Genomic DNA, 24744 nt, shown 5'->3' with positions numbered 1-24744 from the left:
TCGGCCCGATGGGAAAGCGAAGTTTTCTAGGTCTGTTTTGTTTTCAAAGTGGGCTGCTCGTCTGGTGCGGGTTTTGACTCCGGCCCACCGCAACGGTCATCGACACAGCGACGGCGGCCATCAGGGTGAGGAAGCCACGCCAAATGGGGGCGTAAGCGGCAGAAGAGGCGATAACCTAAAGCAAGCAGCGGTCGGGTGGCACGCCATGTCAATGGCGCAGCCCAAAACCCCAAGCCCGCGGCTCGCCAGCTCCACAAGGTGGCGTCCAGACCGGTTACCCAGCGGCCATCGGCGAAACGGGCGTGCAGCGAGGACTGCATTTGCTCGAACGTGAACCCGAGTACCTTGGCGTCGAACGCTCCGCTGCTGATGTCAATAAATAGCAGTCGACTCTCTGCGGCGTGTCGATTCAGGATCTTGATTTCGCGCGCACACAGCGGACATTGACCGTCAAAGTACAGCGTCAGTGGCCAATCCTTTTTATTGTACATTTTCAGCCGCCATGTATAGGTTTTGCACAAGATATGCTGAAAGAAAAGGACTGACAATGGGCCCGCCCTAAGCCAAGTTGAAAAATGCGACCTTCTGGGTAAGACGATCCGCAAGCTGCGCTAACTCCTGGCTGGCCGTTGCAACTTCACGAGAGCCCGTTGCTGATTGCACCGTTGAGCTATGGATGCGCGTGATATTTTGCGCAACGTCTTCGGCCACTACGCTTTGCTGGATAGATGCGCTGGCGATTTGGGCATTCATGTGGTTTATGGCGCCGACTTGCTGGCTGATTTTAGATAGCGCCGTCTGGGCGTTGCGGGTTTGCGCAACGGTGTGGCTTACCAGTTCGCAACTATTACGCATGGTTTGTGCAGCCGTTTCGGTACCGCTCTGCAGTGTGCCTATCATTTCTCGAATTTCCCGCGTCGACTCCTGAGTGCGATTAGCTAGAGAGCGCACTTCATCGGCCACAACTGCAAACCCTCTGCCATGCTCACCTGCTCGGGCCGCTTCGATGGCTGCGTTCAGCGCCAACAGGTTAGTTTGCGTTGCAATTGAATTGATTACCTCGATCACTATTTCAATCTCTTCGCTACGCTTGGACACCTGTTCTACCGTATGGGTGGTTTCAACCAGTGTGTTCGCTAATTGTTCGATAGCGAGAGTGGTGTCCGCAACGACGCGATTACCGCTTACAACTTCCGCATCGGCTAGACGCGTTGCGTCCGCTGCTTGAGATGCATAACCTGAAACTTCATTGACCGTTGCCGCCATTTGCGTAATTGCAGTTGCCACCTGTTCGGCTTCGCGGTTCTGCAGGCTGATTTGATTGTTATTGGTGGACGATGTGGTCAATAGTTGCCTAGATGAATTGTTGACCTCTTGGGCCGCAATGCGTACTTCACTAATGGTATCAGCCAAACGGCTTAGGGCAGTTTTCAGGACGCCCATCACGCTGTTCGGATAATCGGTAACAATGATTTGTTGCAAGTCACCTGCCGCCAATCGCTGGATAGCCTGTGCAACCAGAGTCGGCTCAGCACCCAGCGTTGACTTGACGAAGCGAATAATTGAGATCGCCAGGATAATGCTCAGCAGCAGCGCTATCCCGGTGGCCATGAGCATCAGTCCTCGAAACTCACTAGCGGTGGCTTGTACCGCACTGAGTTGGCTTTTGATCGAGGCTTCTTCATAGTCAATCAATGCATTCACGCGTTTCAACCACTCACTGTATTCACCGGAGGTTTGGCGCAGCAGCAAAGCCTGTGCACCTGAAATATCTCCGGCGCGACGCAAAGCAATTACCGACTTGGTGGAAGCTAGCGTTTGCTTTTCAATATCTTTAATCGCCAGTAACAGCTGTTGCTCCTGCAATGTTACCCCTGCAGTTGCAAATAGCTGATCCATTGGCATGGCTGAATCGGAGTAGGCCTGTTCTAGATTGATAACTTCATTGAGGTGGACGGTTAAGTCTTTATCACTATCCACCAACACTGCGTCCCGAATAGCAATGGCTCGGTTGTGTACACTCCCGCGAAAATTAATAGCGTAACGTTGAATCTTGGCCGCATTTTCGCTTACGTGTTCCAGGGTGGAGTCGATAAAGCCCACACGTTGGATGCCCACGGCGGTGATTAGTATGAGCAGCGACACAATTACGGCGAAACCAAGGCCTATGCGCGAGGCTAGTGTGATGGAGTTTTTCATCGGCTGAACTCTTAGATAGACCCTGTACGGGCAAGACGTGGTGGTTCTGTTTTGCTGTCCGTGTTAAGGGCTACTTGTCTCTACCGCCCATTTGAAAGTGACGAGAGCCCGGCGAGGTACGAGCGTGAGCCGCTGGTGATAGCTGACTGATGGCAGAGTGACACAGATTGCAGAAAACCTATACACAAAGTTATTTTTGTATAGGTATTATCGCTTCTCTCAAGGTCGAGCCACGGCAGTCACAGTCTGGTTTCGGTGATGCACCAGGATGGCGAGCGGATCGGTTCGTAAAAGCTAGGTGGCCCGATGAAGGACTGGGATTCGTCAGCGAGAGCCCGGGCTCGTATGCTTAAAACCGATGGTGAAACGACCAGACATCTCCGAAAATTTGTAGTCGTGATTTTCGTGTTCTAGCGCCTGTTCATCTCATACAGCGTCGCCAGCCACATCGCGTCATGACTTACTGCAAGCAATCTTGGACGACCAGGCAAAGCACTGCTGGCGCGGTTTTCCTATTGATTTTGGTTTCAAGAATCTGTTGATTGCATTGGCACGTTTTAAAAACCCGCTCACGAAGAACTGAAGGCTGGAAGGGTTCTAAGGTGCTGTCGACTTGGTAAATGCAGGCACTGAGCATGATCTCAAGGATGCGAAGCGCCTCATATGGCGTCGCCTGATTGCCCGAAAAGCAATGGGGCAATGACCTGATTCTACAAAGCGACTCATTACGTTGACCTCAGCTTCGGATCGCCATCAATCTCGCCCAAGCGGGGCTTTTGGGCCTACAGTCTTGAGTGTCGCTCACTGCAAGGAATACAAATGAACGCGTTGCCTTCAACCTCTCTGCCAAAGCACGTCAGCCTGCTGGGTTATGGCGGTCTGTTGCCGTTTATTTTTCTGGCGCTGCTGATCCCGTTCTCTCTCGACTATCGGCCGTTGTTTGCGATGGCGCTTGTTAACTATGGCGCAGTCATCCTGAGCTTCGTCGGCGCCTTACACTGGGGCTTCGCCATGACAGTGAAAGACATGAGCGCCGAGCAGGGCAGCGACCGGTTCATCTGGAGTGTCATTCCTGCGCTTATTGCTTGGATTGCCACGTTACTGCCAATGCCATTGGGTTGCTTGCTGCTGGTCATCGGCTTTGTTGTCCACCTTCGGCAGGACAGGCAGCTGTTGCGGGTTACGAGCTTGCCCGCCTGGTACCTGCCGATGCGATTACGGCTTACCCTCGTGGCGAGCGTCTGCTTGCTGCTCGCCGCGATCGTTGAGGCGCTTCATTCATGAAGCCTCGTGTGCCCGGCTCGTTGCCCGTGCCTGGCAGCCGCTTATCGCGGTTGATGCGTTTAGGCAGTTTGGCCTCGGGCGTCGCGGGCGGCATGCTAGCCGAAGGCGCTCGGCAGTGGGTTCAGGGCAAACGTCCGGCGCTCAGCGAACTGCTGTTGACGTCGGGCAATGTGCATCGGGTGGTCGAGCAACTGTCGCAACTGCGTGGCGCCGCCATGAAGATTGGGCAGTTGTTATCGATGGATGCAGGTGATCTGTTGCCGCGCGAGTTCAGCGAAATCCTTTCTCGTCTGCGTTGCGACGCTCATCCTATGCCCATGAGCCAGTTGGTGGCAGTCCTTAACGAAAGCTGGGGCAAGGGCTGGGAAGGGCGCTTCGAACGGTTTTCCTTCACGCCATTGGCGGCAGCGTCCATCGGCCAGGTTCATGTTGCGAAAGGAAAGGACGGCCAAAGCCTGGCGATCAAGGTGCAATACCCTGGCGTGCGCGAGAGTATTTCCAGCGATGTGGATAACGTTGCTTCCTTGCTGCGCATGTCCGGGATGCTGCCTAAGGGCATGGACGTCGGCCCATTGCTCAAAGAGGCCAAGCGTCAGCTACAGGATGAAGCGGACTACATGAAAGAAACCGATCACTTACAGCGCTTTGATCAACTGTTGGCGGACAGTCCTGACTTTCTGGTTCCTCGTGCGTATGTCCAGTTCAGCACGCCGAATATTTTGGTGATGTCCTTCGTTGACGGGGTAGCGGTGGAGTCACTAGAGCACGCGCCCCAAGCAGAGCGCGACCGGATCATCATGTTGCTATTCGGCCTGTTTCTGCGCGAGGTGTTCGAGTTCCAGTGCGTGCAGACCGACCCTAACTTTGCCAATTACCGTTATCAGCAAGGCTCAGGACGGATGGTGTTGTTGGACTTCGGCGCCACGCGACTTTATGACCGCAACACTACCGAGGCTTATCGCCGCTTGTTGAATGGAGGCCTGCATGAAGACCGTGCCGCCATCACCAATGCCGCGCTGGACGTCGGCTACTTTCAGCCTGAAACGCTGCCCAAACACCGAGCGGTACTCACTGATCTCATTACACAGGCCTGCGAGCCACTGAGGCATCAAGGTGCCTATGACTTTGCGACGTCTGACCTGGCCGTACGCCTACGTGATACCGGTTGGGAACTAGGTGCCGACCGCGACTTCTGGCACACGCCACCTGTGGATGTGCTGTTTCTGCATCGCAAGGTGGTAGGTTTGTACCTGTTGGCCGCGAAGCTGAAGGCGCGGGTGAATGTCCGGAGGCTGTTCGAGCCTTACGTGATTTGAGCGCTTTATGGACGGTAAATGCACGCCTTGGGTACCGCTACCGTTTAACCATGCCTTTGCATAATTCTCGGCCCGCAAATATCTGATCTCTGATTCAATTGGCGATTTGCTGGGCTGCGGAGCTATAGCTACATCGGCTATCGCTCATTCGGGCTTAAGCCCGGCTCGACCCAAAGTCTTCATATGCCCTGAGCGGTTCACTCCGCAGTTGGCCGACCACGATTGATTCGCGAAGCGCATTGCAGCTGTCTCATTTCTCCTGGACGTTACCAAGCTGCCTGCTATTCCATGCTTCCGTGAGCTCGTCTATCCGATCCGTGATTTGAGGCTTTTTTGATAGGACAAGGCAGCGCATGTTGCCAACAAATTCGTCTATCAAATACACAGCGTCGCCGACCAGTTCGCGCTCCCGCAGCGCTTCGTCCCGGATCCGTCCGGGGCATTGTGGAGAGGCGCCCAACCACGGCTGAGCGCCATTTGACTCAGCCAGTGTGGTGACTCTCGGCAAGGCCGTAGACGGACGTGTTGATGCCTTGGAAGCGCGCTTTTAACTGCAGCGCCAGATACAGCGAATAATGCCGTGACTGATGCAGGTTGCCACCGTGAAACCAGAGGTTTTCTTGCTGTGTTGGCTTCCACATGTTCCGCAGTTCGCCCTCGTATGGGCCAGGGTCATTCGTGGTTCCGGAACCCAGGCCCCAGCAGCGACCGACCTTGTCAGCGACTTCTTGGGAAATCAGCTTCGCGGCCCAACCATTCATTGAGCCATAGCCTGTGGCGTAGACGATCAGGTCTGCTGGTAGCCGGCTGCCATCGTTGAGCACGACGGCATCTGCTTCGATGCGTTCGACACCCAGGCCAGGAGCACTCTTGAGCTTGATCGTGCCGTTGGCGATCAGTTCGGAGGCGCCGACGTCGATGTAGTAACCAGAACCACGGCGTACGTACTTCATGAAAAGGCCAGACTCGTCGTCACCAAAATCCAGCATGAACCCGGCCTTGGCCAAGCGCTCGTAAAAGTCCTTGTCACGCTCCTTGATCGCTTCGAAGATTGGTTGATGAAAGCTTGGCATTACCTTGTAGGGGATCGAGGCGAACAGCATGTCGGCCTTGTCGGTGGTCAAACCCGACTCCAAGGCATCTTCGGAGTAGAGCCCCCCGAAGACGAGATCCATTAAGCTGTCAGAGCGCACGATGTGAGTACTGGAGCGTTGCACCATGGTCACCTCGGCACCGTTCTCCACAAGGTCGGCGCAGATATCGTGAGCCGAATTGTTCGCGCCGATTACTACCGCGCGCTTGCCGCTCCAGGCGTTTCCGCCGGGATGGCGGCTGGAATGATGCTGCTGGCCATTGAAAGCCTCGGCACCCGGATAAGTGGGAACATTGGGTACGCCAGACATGCCGGTGGCGAGGATTAACTGGGTAGGCTGTAAAGTCACATGCTCGCCATCGCGCTGCACTTCAACCTTCCAAGTGCCACTTTGCTCGTCAAAGTTGGCACTTACGCATTCGGTACGCGGCCAATAATTGAGCTCCATGACTTTGGTGTACATTTCCAGCCAGTCGCCAATCTGGTCTTTTGGGGTGAAGACTGGCCAGTGATCGGGGAAGGGCAGGTAAGGCATATGGTCGTACCAGACAGGGTCGTGCAGGCACAGCGACTTGTAGCGACCGCGCCACTGATCTCCAGGACGCTCGGCTTTGTCGACGATCAGAGTTGGCACGCCCATTCGCTTGAGCCGCGCAGCGAGCCCCAGCCCACCTTGGCCGCCACCAACGATCAGGCAGTAAGGTTGGGTGGTGATGCCTAGCGAAGCTTCTTCATCTTGGCGACGCTCTAACCAGTTGCGTTTGTCGGCGTGGGTGTGACCGTGACTTGCACCCATTGGACGACGGCGGCCACTGGGTTCTTCAAAGCCTTTGAGCTCGCGCATGGCTGTCAACAGCGTCCAGCACACACCGTCTTTTAGGCGAACGTAACCTTTACCTCGCGCCGCTTCGGTTTCCAGGCTGATCCAACCTTCGAGCACACCGTCATTCAGCGTCGCTTCACCTTCCAGTTTCCATCGCTCAGGACGAGTCTGGTCGAGGCGTGCTTCGAGCATGTCTCGGATGGCAGGCTTGCCTTCGAGGGTCACCAGGTTCCAGCTGAAAAGTAGCAGGTCACGCCAGTGACACTCTTCGGCAAACAGTTCCAGTACGCCGTCCACATCACGTTGGGCGAGACGCTCGCCGAGGTTTTCGACCCAAGCCGCGAGTTGAGCAGTTGGCGTGTGCAGAGGTGTTTCAACAGCGATGTTCATTGGGCTTCTCCGATCTTGTTGTTTTTGTACAACTTGCCCCTGAGCAAGGCTCGGGCCACCTTCGCGAAAGCCCCATTGCAGAGCGCTGCTGCGGTGTTGCTCAGCCTTGGATTCGGAGATCTGTCACGATTCTGGAAATGGTGGATGACAGAGTGTCACTCGGTGCAAAAAGCGCTGGTTCCGGTCTTTTCATATAAGCTGCAAACAGACCCGTGTCCTGACCGTAACGGAGAACAAGAATAATGAAGCCGGCCTTGATCAACGCCCATGCACAACAAGTGCTGCAAGCCGTGCAGGGCACTCACGCCACCCATGGCCCTATTGCTGACTTGGCCATCACACGATCCTGGCGCCGGTGCCTGGATCAATATCAGCTCGATCCTGCCAGTCGCCGCGCACCTAACGTGGTTGAGCATCCACGCTTGCAGGATCACCGCGCGCCACTGGAACACATCATCGCTGTGGCGCACTGGCAGATGAGCAACTTGCACCAACAGCTCGGACGTGATGGCCACGTGGTGCTACTCACCGATGCTCGCGGTGTGGCGATCGACAGTGTGTTTAACGAATCCGAACGAGCCGAATTTCAGCGTTCCGGATTATGGCTCGGTTCGATATGGAGCGAGGATTGCGAGGGTACCAACGGTGTCGGCACCTGCTTGGTCGAGCGACAGCATGTCACTATCCGTCGTGATCAACATTTCCGTGGCAAGCATGCCGGCTTAACCTGTTCGGCCAGCCCGATATTTGATGCGAACGGAGAGCTGCTCGCCGTTCTTAACCTCTCTTCTGTGCGAGAGGAACAAGGTCTTCAGCAGCACTTCAAAGCAATGGCATTGACCAACCTGACGGCCCATATGATCGAGAGCTGTTATTTCCTGGGGCATGATCCGCAGCGATACTTGCTGCGCTTCCACCCGGAGTCCGGCTACGTCGGGCTGTTGGGGGAGGGGTTGCTCAGTTTTGACGAGAGCGCTTGTATCTGTTCAGTCAATCATGCGGCGCTCGAGCTGCTGGGCCTCAGCCGTGAGCAGGTGGTTGGGCAATCTCTGACGATGCTGCTGGAGACACCTCTCGATCAGGTGATGAGTCAGGCCAGCTCGCAGCCAAGTGTCTGCTGGCCAATGCGGCTGCTGGACGGACGCCTGCTCTACGGACAGTTGCGAGAACCCTTACGCAAGGTGCCTTTAGTCACTCCTGCAATCCCCAAAATTAACGACGTGCATGTGTGCCTGGAAGACCCGCGCCTGCAACGCGGCTTTGCTCGCGCATTGCGTGTTTTGGAGCGTGACGTTCCGGTGTTTTTACAGGGCGAAACCGGTACCGGCAAAGAGGCTTTTGCTGCGGCGCTGCATCGCGCCAGCTCCAGAGCGAGCCAGCCGTTTGTGGCGATAAATTGCGCGGCCATTCCAGAAGCGCTGATCGAGAGCGAGCTGTTCGGCTATCGCGGTGGCAGCTTCACCGGCGCACGCAAGGACGGAATGATCGGTAAGCTGGAACAGGCCCATGGCGGCATACTATTTCTTGATGAGATCGCCGATATGCCACTGGCTTTACAGACTCGCCTGCTGCGCGTGCTGGAAGAGCGTCAGGTGGTGCCCTTAGGCGGCGCGACGGCACGTCCGCTCGATGTTCGCCTCATCAGTGCCAGCCACCAGGATCTACACGTCTGCGTGGCCGAAGGGCGCTTGCGCGAGGATCTGTTCTACCGCATTGCGGGGTTCGCCGTGCACCTTCCACCGCTGCGCGAACGATCAGACAAGGGGCTTTTACTCGACCTATTGCTGCGCGATGAGGGGGCAGGGGGCAGAATTCGGCTAGAGCCTGGCGTCAGAGAGCGTCTGCTGACGCAGCCTTGGCCGGGCAACGTCCGGCAGCTGCGTACGTGCCTGCGCACACTGGTAGCGTTGGCGTTGGAAGGGCGTGTGACCCTGGATGATTTGGAGGAGTTGCTGCCGGTAGTGCCAGCGACAATTGCGCTGGCAGAAAATCCGCTGGGCGTATCCGAGCGGCAGACACTGCTCACATTGATTGAGGCGGAACACTGGCATATCGCCCACGTTGCTGCTCGCTTGGGGATCAGCCGCAATACGCTCTATCGCAAATTGCGCCACCACGGTATTTCACGACCCGGTTGAATGCAGAATGATATCGTCGTGTTTCCTGTCTCTGTGGACTTGGACTGAGGGTAGATACGACATGTGTTCTCGACCTAATCGGTTGACCGGAGAGGGAAGGGCTCGCTTGAGCTTCGTTACGTGCCTCATTCAGCGGTAGCACCTGATGTTGATTGTTGTGATCGCTCATTCGGGCAAGGCCCGGCTTAATGGTAGCGATTTAGCTACATCACGGGATGGCGCGACAAGCGTAATTGACACCTCACAGGGCACCCCTCCAGCTAGCGCCAAATGAGCCGGAGCCGGTGATTAAAGCCAGTTCGTGCAGCTGAAATATCGATGAAACATTCTGGTCATATGATTCGCGTCACTGAAATCCAGGGAGTTGGAGATGAATCAACCATCAAGAAGCATGCGCAAACTGCTCGACTCCGTCGCCACTAACAATGAGGTAGCGGCGCTCGATATGATGCGCGCAGTAGAGCAGCTTCAAGACGAAGTGCTACGTCAACGGTTGCTCAACATGATTCACCGACTCAACCAGGACGCTATTGACTTACGAATGGCGCGTGACGATATCCAAGGCGGAGCCATAAAGCTCGCGTGATTGGGCTTGGTGACGTTTCTTAGTCTGTATGCCGCACTGGTCTCTTGGGCAAGTGCGTGATGACCCGAGCTATCCCAGTGGGTCCGCTAGGTAGTTGAGTCGACGTTCATCTGCTTCGGAGCAGCCATCCTGACTATTCGTCGACAGACTGCATAAGAGGAGGGCCGCGAGATACCGATTGCTGCAGCACGGGCGCCAAAACATCACCACTGATTTGATGAAGCGCCTGCCTCTTTTAAGCCAGGGTAATCATCGAGCGCAAGGCTAGATTAACCATCGTCCTTCAAGTGGTTATTCACCAGCAGCTCGACCGTTTCAAACAGTACGGAGCTTGTTCTTTTTCTGACGCCGAGGCTGGTTGATTGCTAATATAACTAAACTAAAGAACTATTTAGCATAGTTATAACTTAATCGTATTAAATACCAGCAGAAGCAGAGGGCTGTAACTCTCATTCCTCCAGTTTCCCGCCCGCGAAACTCCCGCCGTGGTTGAGTTTCGCTAGGTACTTGATCAGATCCTTTTCCTCGTAGTCATTGAATTGTCCGCGCAAAGCTCATTTAGCCAGGCCTCGCTCAGGCCCAAGACGGCTGCTGCATTTGTAATTCCGCCTGTTGAGCGGTTTAGCATGTGGCTGAACTTTCCCCGAGCCCGTTCACTTGCAAGCTGACTCAGCCGATCATCAGACTGTCTATCGAGAAGGCAATAGCTGGGATGGAGCTGGATATGTTGCGGCAAGTGCTGAGGAGTTTTTGTTCACGAGTTGCGTTCGTTGGTTGTCTGACGAAGGCTTTGTCCGGTTCTCCAAAGAGCTTCCAGCTAGCTTTAAAGGGGCTGTTCTGACACATCAAGGGCTGAACCTGGTGAGCGGCAATCCCGCTTCGTTGACCCGTGAACATTACATCAACGATTGACCGTAGGCTGAATTGAGCGTGGTCGGGGGCTTTCAGCACATTGAAAGGCGCGTCTCTTGGCTCCCAGGCTCTTATCCAAAGGTGCGCATAATGTATATTATGTTAAATCATGTGTTAGGACGGAACTTCTACCAAAGGGCTCTTTAGAGTTACCAATCCCCAAACTCATTCCCCACGGATCCAGTCATCAACGCTCAAACCGTCTGATCACCCACCCCGGGCAGCTTCGGCGACGCGTTCGTTGACAGGCGCCCAGAGCAATCGTCAACCGGCTACTCCCTGCGGCGACGAATCATCCCTTCAATTCTAATCGCAGGTTTACGATGGCGATGACCGACATCATGGAATTCGCGACTGAGCTGCGAAGCTTTCGTAAGCAACCTTAAAAGCCGCGCTGGAGACATCCTGATGTTCATTGAGCATCAAGCGACGCGCCTCGTTTAACCGCAGCCATTTCCGATACTGCAGCGGTCTCATCGCGATGAATATCTCTTGAAAAACCACAAGGCACACCAAGGTGAGTCTTGTGGTCCCAGTGGAACAATCGTCTCACAGCTGCAATGATAATTTTTGAACTCTTAAATAAGGCATTCGCACAGCTTAAAGCGCGATCATGCCTTTTCGACTTCTTGCAGATGCGCATAGCTATCAACGAAACGCTTAAACTTGTGTTTGCCACACGTGTAGGCTTCGTACTTCGCGGGCAAAGTCTCACTGACACAGGTTGGTACAGGCTCGACAACCGCATCGAAATCCAAATCAATAAAGAAAGGTATTGAATAACGCTCTAGACCGCTGGTATTTATGACGCGATGCATTGTCGAGGTATAGCGATCGTTGGTGAGTGTTTGAACCAGATCACCAATGTTGACAATAAAAGTGCCTTCAACTGGAGGGGCGGTAACCCACTCCCCTGCCCGGTTCCTGACTTGCAAACCGCCAACTGCGTCTTGAGACAGGACAGTCAAGAAACCGTAGTCCGTATGCGCCCCGATACCAATCTCTTCCTGGGAGATCCTTCCGATCTGGGGCGGGTAGTGCAAAATTCGCTGAATAGTGATGGGCTTGCGTTGAAGATGTTCAAAGTAATCTTGTGGCAGCCCCAAACTCAGCGCTATCCCGCCGATGAGTTTTCTTGCGAGCGCCAATACAGCGGAGTGATACGCTTCGGCAACCTTCTCGAATTGCGGCAGTGCCGACGGCATTTGATTAGGACCAAAAAAGGGAGAGACCTCGTCGTAATGAGCTCCGCAATCAAAGCACTCTTTGAAATCGCGGGTATTAGCCGGATCGACGTTCTCCGCATACATCGGTATATAACCACGTAGCGTGAGCCCGGAGTTTACGACATTGAGTTTGTTTTTCTCCTCATAAGGAAGTTCGAAAAATCTTTTGGTTAACGTGTACATCTCATCGATGAGTTGCTGGTCAACGCCATGGTTTTTTATATAAAAGAACCCCACCTTTTCGCAGGCATCACCTATTTGGGTTGCCACCGGCAGCGGATTGTTGCCGTGTATGAGCGACGATATATCGATGACTGGAATTTCAGTGAAAGCTGTCTGTTTACTAGCCAGCCGAATATCAAATAACTCTGTCACGTGCCCTCTCCTATCCAAACAAGTCGGTCTTGGTTTTGACGGATGTTAATCCTGGATTTTTTGGCACGCAAGCAAAATGTACACCTGTGTCACCAAGCGTTGACACAGGTGTACATTTGTCCTAATTTCAAGTGGCCAAGCCTGATGAAGCCCACTTTGGAGCGCACCACGATGTCCAGCGATCCCTTGCTGCAACCCTATAAAATCAAGAATCTGACCCTCAGAAACCGGATCATGACCACCTCCCATGAACCGGCCTACCCTGTGGACGGCATGCCCAAGGATCTCTATCGCGCCTACCACGTGGAGCGCGCCAAGGCCGGTGTCGCCCTGACCATGACTGCCGGCTCCGCTGCCGTATCCCGAGACAGTCCGCCGGTGTTCAACAATGTGCTCGCCTACAAGGACGAAGTAGTCGGATGGTTGAAGGACCTGACCGATGAATGCCACGAACATGGCGCGGCAGTGATGATCCAGTTGACTCACCTGGGTCGTCGCACCCGCTGGGACAAGGCCGACTGGTTACCGGTGGTGTCGCCGTCACACCGTCGCGAGGCTTCGCACCGCTCCTTCCCGAAGAAAATGGAGGAATGGGACATCGAGCGGATCATCAAGGACTATGTAGACGCCGCGGAACGCATGAAGGCCGCGGGCCTCGATGGTCTGGAACTCCAGGCTTACGGGCATTTGATGGACCAGTTCTGGTCGCCGTTGACCAATGACCTCGACGGCCCTTACGGCGGCTCGCTGGAAAACCGCATGCGTTTTACCTTCGACGTCTTGCGTGGCATACGTCAGCGGGTAGGCGAAGACTTTCTACTGGGAGTTCGTTACACCGGTGATGAAGAATTGCCCGGTGGTTTCACTGCCAGCGAGGGCATGCAGGTTTCTCACATGCTCAAGGACAGCGGACTGGTCGACTTCCTGAATGTCGTGCGTGGTCACATCGATACAGACGCCGGCCTGACTGATGTCATCCCGATCCAGGGTATGCGCAACTCACCCCATCTCGACTTCGCAGGCGAGATCCGCTCCTCGACAGGCTTTCCGACCTTTCACGCGGCGAAGATTCCTGACGTGGCCACCGCGCGCTACGCGATCGCCTCGGGCAAAGTGGACATGGTGGGCATGACCCGCGCGCACATGACCGATCCGCACATCGTGCGCAAAATCATCGAGAAGCGCGAAGAAGACATTCGCCCGTGCGTGGGCGCCAACTATTGCCTGGATCGCATCTATCAGGGAGGCGCGGCCTACTGCATTCACAACGCAGCGACGGGTCGGGAAACCACCATGCCACATGACATTCCCAAAGCCGCCGTCAAGCGCAAGGTTCTGATAGTCGGTACCGGCCCTGCCGGGCTGGAAGCGGCGCGGGTCGCCGGTGAGCGCGGCCATGAGGTAACAGTGCTTGAGGCGGCTGACCAACCAGGCGGGCAGATTCGTCTGACGGCGTTGAGCGAACGTCGTCGTGAGATGATCAGCATCATTGATTGGCGCATGGCGCAATGCGAGCGGCTGGGGGTGAAGTTCCACTTCAACACCTGGGCCGAAGCCGACACTGTGCAAGCCTTCGAGCCCGACGTGGTCATCGTTGCGACCGGCGGCCTGCCTGATACCGAGGTGCTGCGCAAAGGCAACGAACTCGTGGTTTCAACCTGGGACATCATTTCCGGCGACATCAAACCCGGTCGCAACGTACTGATCTTCGACGATGCTGGCGACCATGCTGCCCTGCAGGCTGCCGAGGTCATCGCGCAAAGCGGTGCGAAAGTCGAAATCGTCACCCCCGACCGCTCGTTTGCACCTGAAGTCATGGCTATGAATCTGGTGCCCTACATGCGAAGCCTGCAGGACCTGGACGTCACCTTCACCGTCACCTACCGGGTCGATACCGTGGAAAAACGTGATGGCGGGCTCGTTGCAACCTTTGGCAGCGATTACGGAAAGGTCCACAAGCAGCGTGTGGTCGATCAGGTTGTCGTCAACCACGGCACCCTTCCCCTGGACGATTTGTACTTCGACCTGCGTCCTCTCTCCACCAATGGCGGCGCGGTAGAGCAGCATGACCTGATCGCCGGCACGGCACAGAACATCGTCACCAATCCTGAAGGGCGCTTCCAGCTGTTCCGGATCGGTGACGCCGTGTCTGCTCGCAACACCCACGCAGCCATCTACGACGCTTTGCGCCTGGTGAAAGAAATCTAAGTCCAAAAGTGAAGGCCCTTCAGCGGGCCTTCACTGTATATCCCCTGCCCCAGCTACATTCCCCGCCGCGCAACCTCAGCGCCAGCCTTTACTGCTCGCCCCACAATGGATTCGATATCCTGATCGGCCATCGACTGCAGCGCTGCGGCCGTCACGCCACGATAAGCCATCAACGACTCGATCATTTGCCGCGGATCGCGGCGGGCAAGCATCTGGCCGCCCCCCACTACTACGCCTTGTGCAGCGCGCTGCGCGATGGCAAGAGGAATTCCCGCAGCCACCGCCTGATTAGTCAGTGCCATTTGCAACATTGCCGGAAAGGCCGGCCCAGTCCCGGACAACGCGCTGAGGTAATCAATGCAGTCTTCATCAGGCACTTCGTCCGCCGAGCCTACGCACTCGAACAGTCGCTGCATCCAGTTACGATCGCGCTCAAAAAGGTTTCCGACACAGTACCAGGGCGTGTACGACTGTCTGATTTCCACGGCCGCATTCGGCATGGCCCGCACTATTACATCCGCACCGGTGGCCGCGCTGATGGCTGCCGCCGGAACGCCGGCCATCAGAGAAATCACTCGCTTGCCGCGGGCGTTGATCTGCAGTTCACGAAACTGCTCCGGCCGGATGGACAGCACGACAATATCGCTGAGGTCCACCAACTGTTGATTGTCGGACAGCAGCTTCACACCAGGCTCGAAGGTACTGATGCCGGAGCGGTTCGAGATCAACAAATGGTCAGGCTTGATGAAACCGTTATCAAGGAGCGCCTCGGCAATTGCACGCCCGAGCCAGCCGGTGCCGCCAATGATGCCCAGCGTTCTATTCTCCATCGGCAGTGGATTCCTCGAATGTCTCGACCAAGGGGACGAAAACGCCGGGTTCTTTTTCTGCGTAGCCGAACTTTCCATAAAAGCGGTCCAGCTCGCGCCTCTTCGGTACTTTGCCGGTAAACACGCTCACGTACTGAGGAATCCGTCTGAATCGAACGACAATATCTTCATTGGTTTTCATGGAGATGTAGCCGATCTGCGTGAGGTAGATCGTCCTGGCCCGAACGTCAGCCCCCTCGGCGTCGTAGCCAAACCGCCGGAACATCGCGGCCAGGGCATTCATCCGTGCCTCATCGGCCAGAGCGATTTCAGCTTTGACTTCGTCCGATTGCAGCGCCCAGCTGCGCACGGCAAATTCGAACTGTGAATCGAACAGCTCGGGGTTCACCCAGCACTCGAAGACGTTGAGAATCGCTTCGGAAATACTTTCCGCATAACTCTCACATTGGCTGACCATACCGCCGGTGTTCTTGTCCCGCCATCGAGCGAGGAGCGCCGCCAGCAGCTGTTCCCGATCTTCATAGAACCAATAGAAGCTGGTGCGAGACAAGTTCAAGCGTTTGGCCAGCGGCATCACCCGCACAGCCTCCACTCCCGACTCTTTAAGAGCATCGTAGGCGGCATCCAGCCAACCATCGACGGAGCCTCGCCAGCCTGCATCCTGCGCTTTGGTTTTCGCCCTTCCTGTCTGTGACATTCGGGTTGCACCTTCATTTAAGAATTCTTCCCCACTGTACACCTCAGGGGCCGTGGCGTACACGGCATGTACAGCTGTGTACATTTTTTAGACGATGATTCGCATTCGATCTCACAACGGACTGCCTCATTGAATACCGCCCGAGCCGGACGACGGGTCACTGTTGATCACCAGCGGATTCCAACTTTTAGATAACAAAAAGTTATCTTTGCCCCTATAAAAAAGTTGCTGGACGATTAGAACCGATGAAACCAAATAATGGCTCTACCGAAAACAACAATAGGTAGGTGTCATGAAGTTTAATAATAAAGTGGTCATCATCACCGGCGCTGCCGGGGGCGTCGGACAGGCGTTAGCATTATTGTTCGCCCGAGAAGGCGCAAAGCTTGTGTTATCTGATCTTGATGAAGCCGGTTGCAAATCTATTTCCGCCAAAGTCCGTGACCTGGGCGCTGAAGTGCATTACGTGGCTGGCGACTTACGCCGTAAGGAATATTGCGAGGCGATTGTCCAAACTGCCGTCGATATCTTTTCGGGAATCGACATCGTATTGAACAATGCCGGCATTATTCCCCGTGGCACGATTGAGGAAACGACTGACGACATGTGGTTTGACGCCATGGGCGTAAACCTGAATGCAGTGTTCTTCATCTGCCGTGCCGCGATACCTCACATGAAAAATCGCCCGGGCGCCGCAATCGTCAACACATCATCTGTCTGGGGCATTTATCCCGGTCCAGCCCATGTGGCGTATTGCACAAGCAAAGGGGCCGTCGCGGCTTTAACCAAGAATCTGGGCCGCGATTGCGCCCCTTTGGGCATCCGTGTCAACGCCGTGTGCCCGCACGAAATCAATACCCCGATGATACGCAGCGGCTTTGAGCGTCGAGGCCTGGATCCCGACAAAGCCGTACAGGAACTGAACAAGAGCGTGCCATTAGGCCGCATCGCCGAGCCTGAAGACATTGCGGATGTCATCGCATTTCTGGCGTCCGACGAGGCCAGGTACATCGCCGGTGAAACGGTAGAAGTCACAGGCGCGAAGCCGGTATCCGGCTAAGGAGAGGTTGCGATGCTCAACGGTAAAAATGTGGTGGTGACCGGGGGCGGCAGAGGGATTGGCCGCGGCATCACCGAACAATTGCTGGAGGCAGGCGCTTCTGTGTTGATCGCTCAGCGCCAGGCACTGGACGCCGACTTGCAAAATCACCCTCAAGTCTATTTCGTCGAGGCTGATCTCGCTTCGATGGAGACACCGAGTTTGATTGCTCAGGTCGCCCAGGAGCAGCTTGGCGGAGTCGATGTATTGGTTAACAACGCCGGGTTCATGTTCGAAAAGTCCATCGATGATATGACCGAGCAGGACTGGGATCGCATGATGGCTGTCAATCTGCGAGCGCCAGCATTCCTGTGCAAGGCGTTGGTGCCTCAGATGCGTCAGCGAGGCGGTGGCAGCATCATCAACATCGGGTCGATCGAAGGGTTAGGCGCCAACCCTGAACATGCCGCGTACTGTGCCTCCAAGGCGGGTATCCATGGGCTGACCCGAGCCTTGGCCATCGATCTCGGCCGAGATGGCATTCGCTGCAATGCCATTGCTCCGGGATGGATAAATTCCGAGTTGAGTGATGCATACCTTTCCGCTCAAGCCGATCCGCGTGCGGCGCGCCAGGCACTCCTGCGCCTTCACCCGGTCGGGCGTACCGGATTACCGGCGGATGTGGGCGGGACAGTCGTTTTCCTGGCCTCCGAATCGTCGGCCTTCATCACCGGGCAGGTGCTGGTGGTGGATGGGGGGCGAACGGCAAAACTGCCACTGCCGTTTTGATCGAAGCAGACTGACCGGCGACGGCGGAAGGCACTTGCCCTCCTCCGTTGCAGGTTGCCGGAACCAGACGGCCTCCAGAGGATTAAGTTGAACGCTGTATTACCTGTTCACGTCTTCGCTTTGATCGCATACAGACCACCGATAATCACCAACGCTGCGCCGACAAACACCCAGGTATCAGGGCGCTCGGCAAAAACGATGACACCAATCAGCGTGGCGAATACCAGAAGCGCATAGTTGAAAGGCTGCAAGCTAGAAGCGGTTGCGTATTTCAATGCTTGAATGAAGAGAATCTGTGCGACTACTCCCGTCAATGCCAGTAACCCCATCAAGAGGCCCTGGACTGGAGTCGGAGAAACCCATGCCGGCAGCCCTGCAAATGTGACCGTCAGGGCACCCACACACGCCATAAAAAGCATGTTCGTAGCAAGGGAGTCGTGCAGGCTAATCCGGCGGGTAAGTACGTTGAACACCGCGAATGCCAAAGCAGCCACCAGCGGAATCAGCGCCGCGAGTTCAAAGACGCCTGCGCCTGGCCGGAGGATGATCAGTGTGCCGGTGAACCCTATCGCGGCAGCAACCCAGCGTCGAAGGCCGATGAACTCCCCAAGCAACGCTCCCGCCAACGCCAGTGTCATCAGCGGAAATACCGCATATATCGCGTGCATTTCCGCCAGGCCCAAATATCGTAGCCCCGCCGCGAACAGTATGGTTTCGCCCACGGCCAGCAACGCTCGAAGGATTTGGAGCCAGGGATGCTTACTGCGAAACGACGCCTTTACCCTACCTTGGTAGGCGGCATATCCGAGAGCAAAAACGACAAACACCCAATAACGCACCATGACCAATTGGGCGACCGGGAAGTCTTTGACCAGCACCTTGGTTATGCCGTCCTGGCTCGCAAAGATCAGCATTGAAAGCAGGCATAAAAATATCCCGAGCTGGGGCCTTGTGACCCCAGGAGTGGCGATAACGGTGGGCGTCGTTAAGTGCGCGGTGTTGGTTGTTCGGTCGCTCTTCAATCAAGTTTTCCTTCGTAGATCGTTCCGATCAGACTTTGAAGTCGGTCAATAGCCGACAACTTGAATTCGCTAGCCTTCTCGCCCGGCCCAAAACTCATGCCAGCGAATAACCGAACTGACGCCCAGCTTCGTTATTATCCGGGGTGGTAGTTTGCTGGGGCCAGGTGCGTGACTGAAGCTATCAAGAAACTCCGAACGCGTACCCGATGCCAACTCCGCAGCCATCACACCTGCCAGGGTGCTTTTCACAGTACCCAGCCCGTTTTCGCAGCAAGCCGAATACAGGTTTTCTTCAATCTCGCCAAATGCAGCCGCGCTGTTTCGACTCAGGCACAGACGGCCGGCCCAACTGAATTCCAACGCAGTGGATTTCAATTCGGGAAAGCGCGCATCCAAGGAATGTCGCTGTTCTTTGGCCACCGCAGCTACCCGCTCTGGAGTGACCTGAATACTCGGGTCATAGGTAAACTTTGTCCGGATGACGATACGCGATTGACCGTCTGAAGAGATCTTGCGAACGGTCGCGCCCATTGGATCCGCCGGCAACAACGCCCACCTGGCCTTGCCCGGCACCTCTTTGCTGAATACATCATCACTGTAAGCGGCCGTCATGGACGCGTAAGTGAAGACGTGCAACAGGCGGCCTTGATAATGGCCAAAGTCTTCGATGTGCCCGTTAACGCCCAGAATGACCTTGGGCGCGTACACCGTCCCGTTATCAGATCGAGCGCTCCAGCCACTTCCCTGCTTGGTCAATTCAATAATCGGAGAGCGTTCGAACAACGTGATTTTCCCTTCGAGCCCTGCTGCCAGGTCCCTGATGTATTGCGCGGGTTGAATCATCACTGCGCCGGGGGTGTAGATTCCGCCGTGGTAATAGGTGGACCCGGTGATTTCGCGCATGTGCGCGGCATCAAACATCTCGAACTTCTCGCCAATGCGTTCAAGGGATTGAGCGTAATTGACGTTCAGCTTCAATCCCCGTTCAGTGGCGGCCGCGTTGATCTTCCCGGAAGGGTCGAACGTGTCGGCAGACATGCCGTACTCTTGCGCGGCGGCAGCGGCAAATGCAATCGCAAAGCGGTTCTGCGCAATTTCCAGCGCCGTTGCAGACTCACTCGCCACGGAGTATTCCCCGGACGACAGACTGTGCGGCACATCAATCATGAAACCCGAGTTTCTGCCCGCCGGCCCCTTGGCGACTTCATGAGCATCGATCACAACGATGCTGTCACCCGGGTGCAGCTGTGAAAGTCTGCGAGCGGCGGACAGGCCGGCAAAGCCGGCACCGATGATCAGCCAGTCCGCCGTCACGTTTCCATCAAGCATGCGGACAGGCGCAGTGCGTGCGGAAATCGCCTCCCAACCCGAAACCCCGGTGTCTACCGGCAGGCGCTTGATGGTATGGGTGCTCATTTTTCGGTCTCTTCATCCGACCGATCAGACACATCGATCCAGATGGTTTTGATTTCGGTGTACTGGTCATGGGCAAAAATGGATTTGTCCCGACCGCCGAAGCCCGACTCCTTGTAGCCACCGAAGGGGGTCGATGCGTCGCCCTCACCAAAGCAATTCACGGTGACGATGCCCGCGCGAATTTCCCGCGACAACTTGATTGCCCGCCGCAGGCTGCCGGTGTAAACAGAGGCCGCCAGGCCGTAGACCGTGTCATTGGCCAGCGCAATGGCCTCGGAGATCGTGTTGAAGGTGGTGACCGAAAGAATCGGGCCGAAGATCTCCTCCTGGAACAGCCGATTGTCTCGACCAACACCGTCAATCACCGTCGGCTCTACAAAGGCACCGTCTTTGGTTGCGCCACCGTAAACCACCTCAAGCTTTCCGGCGGCGGCGTGCTCAAGGTAGGACTTCACTTTGGCAAAATGCTCAGGGCTGACCAGCGACCCTACGCGGTTTTCCGGATCCAGTGGGTCACCCATCTTCCATTCACGGATGTAGGCGCCCATGCGCTCCAGCAGTTCGTCTTTCACGGACGCGTGGACGATCAGGCGCGAGGTTGCGGAGCAGTTTTCTCCCATGTTCCAGAACGCGCCATTGACCACGTGCTGGGCGACGAGATCCAGGTCTTGGGTATCGTCCATCACCACGGCCGGATTTTTTCCGCCGCACTCAAGGACGATGCGTTTCAGGTTCGAATCGGCGGCGTAATGCAGGAAGCGGCGGCCGGTCGCGGTGGAGCCGGTGAAGCTGACCATGTCGACATCGTTATGCAAACCGATCGGCTCACCGACGTCTTTGCCCGTACCGGTGACAATGTTGAGTACACCAGCGGGAACACCGGTTTCAAACGCCAGCTGCGCGACGCGCAACGTGGTCAGCGAGGTTTGTTCAGCAGGCTTGACGATCACCGAACAGCCCGCGGCGAGCGCCGGGCCGATTTTCCAGGCCAGCATCAGCAGCGGGAAGTTCCAGGGCAATACGCAGCCCACCACGCCGATCGGCTCCCGGACCACCATGGTCAGCGCGTCACTGCCCACCGGGGCTGTGTTGTCATAAATCTTGTCGATCAGTTCTGCGTGCCAGCGGATCGTGTGGATGGTGTCCGGAATGTCGACCAACTGACATTCACTGACGGGTTTGCCGCTATCGAGACTTTCGAGGACGGCCAGTTCGTATTGATGGCCTTCAAGCAGGTTTGCAAACTTCAACAGAACCGCTTTGCGCTCTCGAGGAGAAACAGATCTCCAGCGTCCATCTTCAAAGGCCTCCTTGGCGTTGCTCACCGCGAAGTCGACATCATCGGACGAACACGCTGCGACGTCGGTCAAAAAGTCACCGGTCGCCGGATTGTTCGTGGCGAAGGTTTTGCCGGACATTGCGGGCTTGAATGCGCCATTGATGAACGCCTTGGATGGCAACGAAATGTCTTTGGCCAGAGCGGCGTATTCGGCCTTGCTCAGTAGATCACCCATGGCTGGCTCCCGAAGAAACATTGGCTACGTTACGTTTGAGTTCAGTAATGACCGACGCGAAATTCTGCTTTTCGTCCGCTTCAAGGGGCTGCAATGGCAGGCGCACGTTACCGACTTTCAATCCGGCCACTTCGCAGCCGTACTTGATCGACTGCACGAACTTGCCGCCGTCCAGGGCATTCATCAGCGGCATCATTGCCGACATGATCTGACGGCCTTTGTCGAAGTTCTTTTCGATCACGCAGGCTTCATAAAGCGCCACGTGTTCCCTGGGCAGGAAGTTGGAACCTGCACACACCCAACTACGGGCACCCCAGGCAAAAAACTCGAGGGCCTGGTCGTCCCATCCGCAGGACAAGGCGATGTTGGGGAACTGCCGGGCCAGCATATGCACCTGGCCCATGTCGCCGGAACTTTCCTTGATGGCGACGACGTTTTTCGACTGGCTGACACGCGTGAAATATTCTTCATCCATCGAAACGCACATGCGCCCCGGATAGTTGTAAAGCATGATTGGCAGGTCGGCGGCGCGATCAATGGTCAATGCGTGAATCGCGTTCTCTTGGGAGGTCGGCAGCGCATACGGCGGGCTGGTGACGAGAATGGCGTCCGCTTTGATCGATTTGGCATCCTTGGCGTACTGAACCGCGTCTTCGGTACGGATCGCCCCGGTACTGACGATCAGTTGCACCCGAGTGCCGATCACATCTTTGGCGTAGGCCGCTAACTCGGTACGTTCTTCCGACGTCTGCGCATAATATTCGCCGGTCGACCCGCCAATAATAATGCCGTGCACCTTCGCCTCAATCAGCGACTCCAAGACTTCCGAATACACGTTCCAGTCAATCTCCCCATCAGAGTTATAAGGAGTTACTGCTGGCGTATAAATACCTTCAAATTTCAAGATAAATGCTCCGAATGCGAGTTAGGTGGAAGATCAACGAGCGCGTTAGCCTGGATGCCTTTAGGCGCGATAAAAATCTTCATGTTTTCACGGGGCGGATGCCCAGGCTCAAACATGAGATCAATTGCGGCACTTTGCTTAACTGTTGAATCCAGACTGGCATGGGCCAAGAAGGTGGTCAATAGAGTGTATTTCTCGCGCCTACAGTTCCAGATGGTTGCTTCACCCGCCCTTGAAAATATATTTTTCTTTTATTTCAATAGCTTGAAATTTCATCACCGCGGCCGCGACCTCAATCGATAACATTTGTTTATGCATTGATAAGAGTAAATGTTTCTTGTTGATGCATGATTACCGTCGTAGCCTTACAACAGCGATATTCTACCGACTAATTGGATAAGTGAATTTCGCGAGCATTCGCTCCATTAGTTAGAGTCTGTTTGCTCAGGCTTGAATAAGGTGCTGTAGAAATGTTGCTATTGACGCAAACATCGGCATTACGGAATTGTCTGCCGTAATAAGGATTCGATCGAGATGAGTGCACGGATGGCACCACCATCCAAGAAGGCACATTTTTCGTAAAACGCTTCCTGGACGTGGCAAAACGTTCCGGATCGCGGCTAGCAGCAGCACGGTTTGATGGGCTTGCATCCACAGACGGTACTGCGAACTCAGGACCGTTTGGCCTCACCTCGCTGAGCAGGCTGAATGTGTCGCCCCCTTGGTATTTTGGAGTGTGTTGACCGTGAGCACTAAATCGGCAGTTTCAAATCTAATCGCGCAGCGCAAGCCTGACCACGCGCTGCCAGGTGCCCTTTATAGCGATCCCGACGTTTACAGGCAGGATCTGCAACAGATCTGGCACAAAAGCTGGATCTTCGCCGGGCACACATTTGAGCTGGAGAAATCGGGTCAATACATGTCGCTGCAAATCGGCGATTACCCGGTCGCTATCGTGCGCGGCGCAGACAAGCAGATCCGTGCCTTCCACAACGCCTGTCGCCATCGCGGTTCCAAGGTGTGCCCGGAAGCAAGCGGCAAGGTCGCCAAGCTGGTGTGCCCTTACCACAAATGGACATTCGAACTGGATGGCCGCTTGCTGTTCGCCGGGAACATGGGGGAAGATTTCGACAAGTCTCAGCATGGGTTGAAGTCCGTGCATTGTGAGGTCGTCGAAACGTACATCTACGTGTGCGTAGCAGATGTCGCCCCAGACTTTTCGTCGTTCAGAAAATCCGTCACCCCTTTCGTTGCACCTCATAACCTGGACGACTGCAAAGTCGCGTTTGAGTCGAACATCATCGAGAAAGGCAACTGGAAACTGGTGTTCGAGAACAACCGTGAGTGCTACCACTGCGATTTTACTCACCCGGAATTGATGCATTCATTCGTGGACAACCCATCCGTGGGCGGCGCCGGCGGCGATGAAGATCTCGAACTCAAGGAGCACTGGGATCGCTGGGAGGCGGCCGGTCTGCCTAGCCGATTGGTCATGGATGATGAAGGTCGTTTCCGAATGACGCGCATTCCCCTGTTTTCCGGGGCCGTCAGCTACACAATGGATGGCAAGCCTGCGGTCGCTGGCCGGTTGGACACCACCGGTGAGGCCAACATCGGTGCGCTGCTTTATTTCAACTACCCATCAACCTGGAACCACTTTCTGGGCGATCACGCGCTGAGCTTCCGCGTTCTGCCCATCGGTCCGGGCGAGACGTTGGTCACTACAAAATGGCTCGTCAAGAAGGACGCGCAGGAAGGTGTCGACTACGACATCGATCGCCTGACCAAGGTTTGGCTTGCCACCAATGACCAGGACCGCACCTTGGTTGAAGGTGCACAGGTGGGTGTCAGCTCTCCAGCTTTCGAGCCAGGTCCGTTGTCGGTGGCCAGCGAAATTGGTGTGTGCCAGTTTGATGACTGGTACTGCAAAACGATGCTTGAGCAGCTCAATGACACGATCCCGTTAAGATCTGTCGGCTAAGT

Annotated in this window: 18 protein-coding genes and 2 pseudogenes; 8 read left to right on the top strand and 12 right to left on the bottom strand. The window is 55.6% G+C overall.

Annotation, left to right across the window (positions count from 1 at the left end; translation table 11 throughout):
* Window positions 1–26: 26 nt before the first annotated feature.
* Window positions 27–491, bottom strand: a complete 465-nt coding sequence (locus ACM1ZW_RS24900) for a thiol-disulfide oxidoreductase DCC family protein (RefSeq protein WP_017338843.1) — start codon at window positions 489–491, stop codon at window positions 27–29.
* Window positions 492–558: 67 nt separating this feature from the next.
* Window positions 559–1086, bottom strand: a pseudogene (locus ACM1ZW_RS24895) (methyl-accepting chemotaxis protein); the annotation flags it as partial.
* Window positions 1087–3018: 1932 nt separating this feature from the next.
* On the opposite strand from ACM1ZW_RS24895, the gene ACM1ZW_RS24890 reads away from it, so the two are divergent.
* Both ACM1ZW_RS24890 and ACM1ZW_RS24885 read left to right on the top strand, forming a co-directional pair.
* Window positions 3019–3483, top strand: a complete 465-nt coding sequence (locus tag ACM1ZW_RS24890) for a DUF3429 domain-containing protein (protein WP_017338841.1) — start codon at window positions 3019–3021, stop codon at window positions 3481–3483.
* Window positions 3480–4799, top strand: coding sequence for an ABC1 kinase family protein (locus ACM1ZW_RS24885; protein WP_416739569.1), 1320 nt, complete (start codon window positions 3480–3482; stop codon window positions 4797–4799). The genes ACM1ZW_RS24890 and ACM1ZW_RS24885 overlap by 4 nt, the downstream gene beginning before the upstream one ends.
* A 250-nt stretch (window positions 4800–5049) precedes the next feature.
* On the opposite strand, the gene ACM1ZW_RS24880 is transcribed toward ACM1ZW_RS24885, so the two are convergent.
* A complete protein-coding gene (locus ACM1ZW_RS24880; RefSeq protein ID WP_416740841.1) occupies window positions 5050–5289 on the bottom strand; it encodes an AbrB/MazE/SpoVT family DNA-binding domain-containing protein in 240 nt (79 codons plus the stop codon).
* On the bottom strand, window positions 5282–7105 hold the full coding sequence (locus ACM1ZW_RS24875; RefSeq protein WP_416739568.1) for an NAD(P)/FAD-dependent oxidoreductase: 1824 nt from the start codon (window positions 7103–7105) through the stop codon (window positions 5282–5284). Before ACM1ZW_RS24875 ends, ACM1ZW_RS24880 begins: the two co-directional genes overlap by 8 nt.
* A 242-nt stretch (window positions 7106–7347) precedes the next feature.
* Between ACM1ZW_RS24875 and ACM1ZW_RS24870 the strand changes: the two genes are divergently transcribed.
* Both ACM1ZW_RS24870 and ACM1ZW_RS24865 read left to right on the top strand, forming a co-directional pair.
* Window positions 7348–9243, top strand: a complete 1896-nt coding sequence (locus ACM1ZW_RS24870) for a sigma-54-dependent Fis family transcriptional regulator (RefSeq protein ID WP_017338838.1) — start codon at window positions 7348–7350, stop codon at window positions 9241–9243.
* Window positions 9244–9613: 370 nt separating this feature from the next.
* The gene (locus tag ACM1ZW_RS24865; protein ID WP_017338837.1) at window positions 9614–9829 is read left to right on the top strand and encodes a hypothetical protein; all 216 of its coding nucleotides are present in this window, start codon (window positions 9614–9616) and stop codon (window positions 9827–9829) included.
* A 1184-nt stretch (window positions 9830–11013) separates the two neighbouring features.
* On the opposite strand, the pseudogene ACM1ZW_RS24860 reads toward ACM1ZW_RS24865, so the two are convergent.
* A pseudogene (locus ACM1ZW_RS24860) lies at window positions 11014–11221 on the bottom strand (helix-turn-helix domain-containing protein); the annotation flags it as partial.
* Between the two features lie 131 nt (window positions 11222–11352).
* Window positions 11353–12342 carry an isopenicillin N synthase family dioxygenase gene (locus ACM1ZW_RS24855; protein ID WP_416739567.1) on the bottom strand — a complete coding sequence of 330 codons (990 nt, stop codon included), beginning with the start codon at window positions 12340–12342 and terminating at the stop codon, window positions 11353–11355.
* 171 nt (window positions 12343–12513) lie between these two features.
* Between ACM1ZW_RS24855 and ACM1ZW_RS24850 the strand changes: the two genes are divergently transcribed.
* Window positions 12514–14550 carry an FAD-dependent oxidoreductase gene (locus ACM1ZW_RS24850; protein ID WP_416740840.1) on the top strand — a complete coding sequence of 679 codons (2037 nt, stop codon included), beginning with the start codon at window positions 12514–12516 and terminating at the stop codon, window positions 14548–14550.
* Window positions 14551–14603: 53 nt separating this feature from the next.
* Here ACM1ZW_RS24850 and ACM1ZW_RS24845 read toward each other — a convergent pair whose 3' ends face one another.
* Window positions 14604–15380, bottom strand: a complete 777-nt coding sequence (locus tag ACM1ZW_RS24845) for a pyrroline-5-carboxylate reductase family protein (RefSeq protein WP_416740839.1) — start codon at window positions 15378–15380, stop codon at window positions 14604–14606.
* Window positions 15370–16077 (bottom strand): TetR/AcrR family transcriptional regulator, encoded by a 708-nt coding sequence (locus ACM1ZW_RS24840; protein ID WP_017338832.1) that lies wholly within the window; start codon window positions 16075–16077, stop codon window positions 15370–15372. Before ACM1ZW_RS24840 ends, ACM1ZW_RS24845 begins: the two co-directional genes overlap by 11 nt.
* A 292-nt stretch (window positions 16078–16369) precedes the next feature.
* Here ACM1ZW_RS24840 and ACM1ZW_RS24835 point away from each other — a divergent pair, with 292 nt between their 5' ends.
* Both ACM1ZW_RS24835 and ACM1ZW_RS24830 read left to right on the top strand, forming a co-directional pair.
* Window positions 16370–17137 carry an SDR family NAD(P)-dependent oxidoreductase gene (locus ACM1ZW_RS24835; protein WP_017338831.1) on the top strand — a complete coding sequence of 256 codons (768 nt, stop codon included), beginning with the start codon at window positions 16370–16372 and terminating at the stop codon, window positions 17135–17137.
* A gap of 12 nt (window positions 17138–17149) precedes the next feature.
* Window positions 17150–17905 (top strand): SDR family NAD(P)-dependent oxidoreductase, encoded by a 756-nt coding sequence (locus ACM1ZW_RS24830; protein ID WP_017338830.1) that lies wholly within the window; start codon window positions 17150–17152, stop codon window positions 17903–17905.
* Between the two features lie 107 nt (window positions 17906–18012).
* Here ACM1ZW_RS24830 and ACM1ZW_RS24825 read toward each other — a convergent pair whose 3' ends face one another.
* The 4 genes from ACM1ZW_RS24825 to ACM1ZW_RS24810 form a co-directional block, all read right to left on the bottom strand.
* Window positions 18013–18927: a DMT family transporter gene (locus ACM1ZW_RS24825; protein ID WP_416739566.1), complete on the bottom strand. Its 915-nt coding sequence runs from the start codon at window positions 18925–18927 to the stop codon at window positions 18013–18015.
* A 69-nt stretch (window positions 18928–18996) separates the two neighbouring features.
* Entirely contained in the window at window positions 18997–20343 is a 1347-nt protein-coding gene (locus ACM1ZW_RS24820) for an NAD(P)/FAD-dependent oxidoreductase (RefSeq protein WP_416739565.1), read from the bottom strand.
* Window positions 20340–21857, bottom strand: a complete 1518-nt coding sequence (locus ACM1ZW_RS24815; RefSeq protein WP_416739564.1) for an aldehyde dehydrogenase — start codon at window positions 21855–21857, stop codon at window positions 20340–20342. The genes ACM1ZW_RS24820 and ACM1ZW_RS24815 overlap by 4 nt, the downstream gene beginning before the upstream one ends.
* Window positions 21850–22761 carry a dihydrodipicolinate synthase family protein gene (locus ACM1ZW_RS24810; RefSeq protein WP_031318920.1) on the bottom strand — a complete coding sequence of 304 codons (912 nt, stop codon included), beginning with the start codon at window positions 22759–22761 and terminating at the stop codon, window positions 21850–21852. The genes ACM1ZW_RS24815 and ACM1ZW_RS24810 overlap by 8 nt, the downstream gene beginning before the upstream one ends.
* 745 nt (window positions 22762–23506) lie before the next feature.
* Here ACM1ZW_RS24810 and ACM1ZW_RS24805 point away from each other — a divergent pair.
* Complete coding sequence (locus ACM1ZW_RS24805; RefSeq protein ID WP_414883832.1) at window positions 23507–24742, top strand: aromatic ring-hydroxylating oxygenase subunit alpha; 1236 nt, start codon at window positions 23507–23509, stop codon at window positions 24740–24742.
* Window positions 24743–24744 lie beyond the last annotated feature (2 nt).

Origin of the sequence: Pseudomonas sp. NFX71 (assembly GCF_048079215.1) — a bacterium.
Classification (GTDB): Bacteria; Pseudomonadota; Gammaproteobacteria; order Pseudomonadales; family Pseudomonadaceae; genus Aquipseudomonas; species Aquipseudomonas fluorescens_B.
The sequence above is the reverse complement of the archived record's forward strand: the minus strand, read 5'-3'. Positions and strand labels throughout refer to the sequence as shown.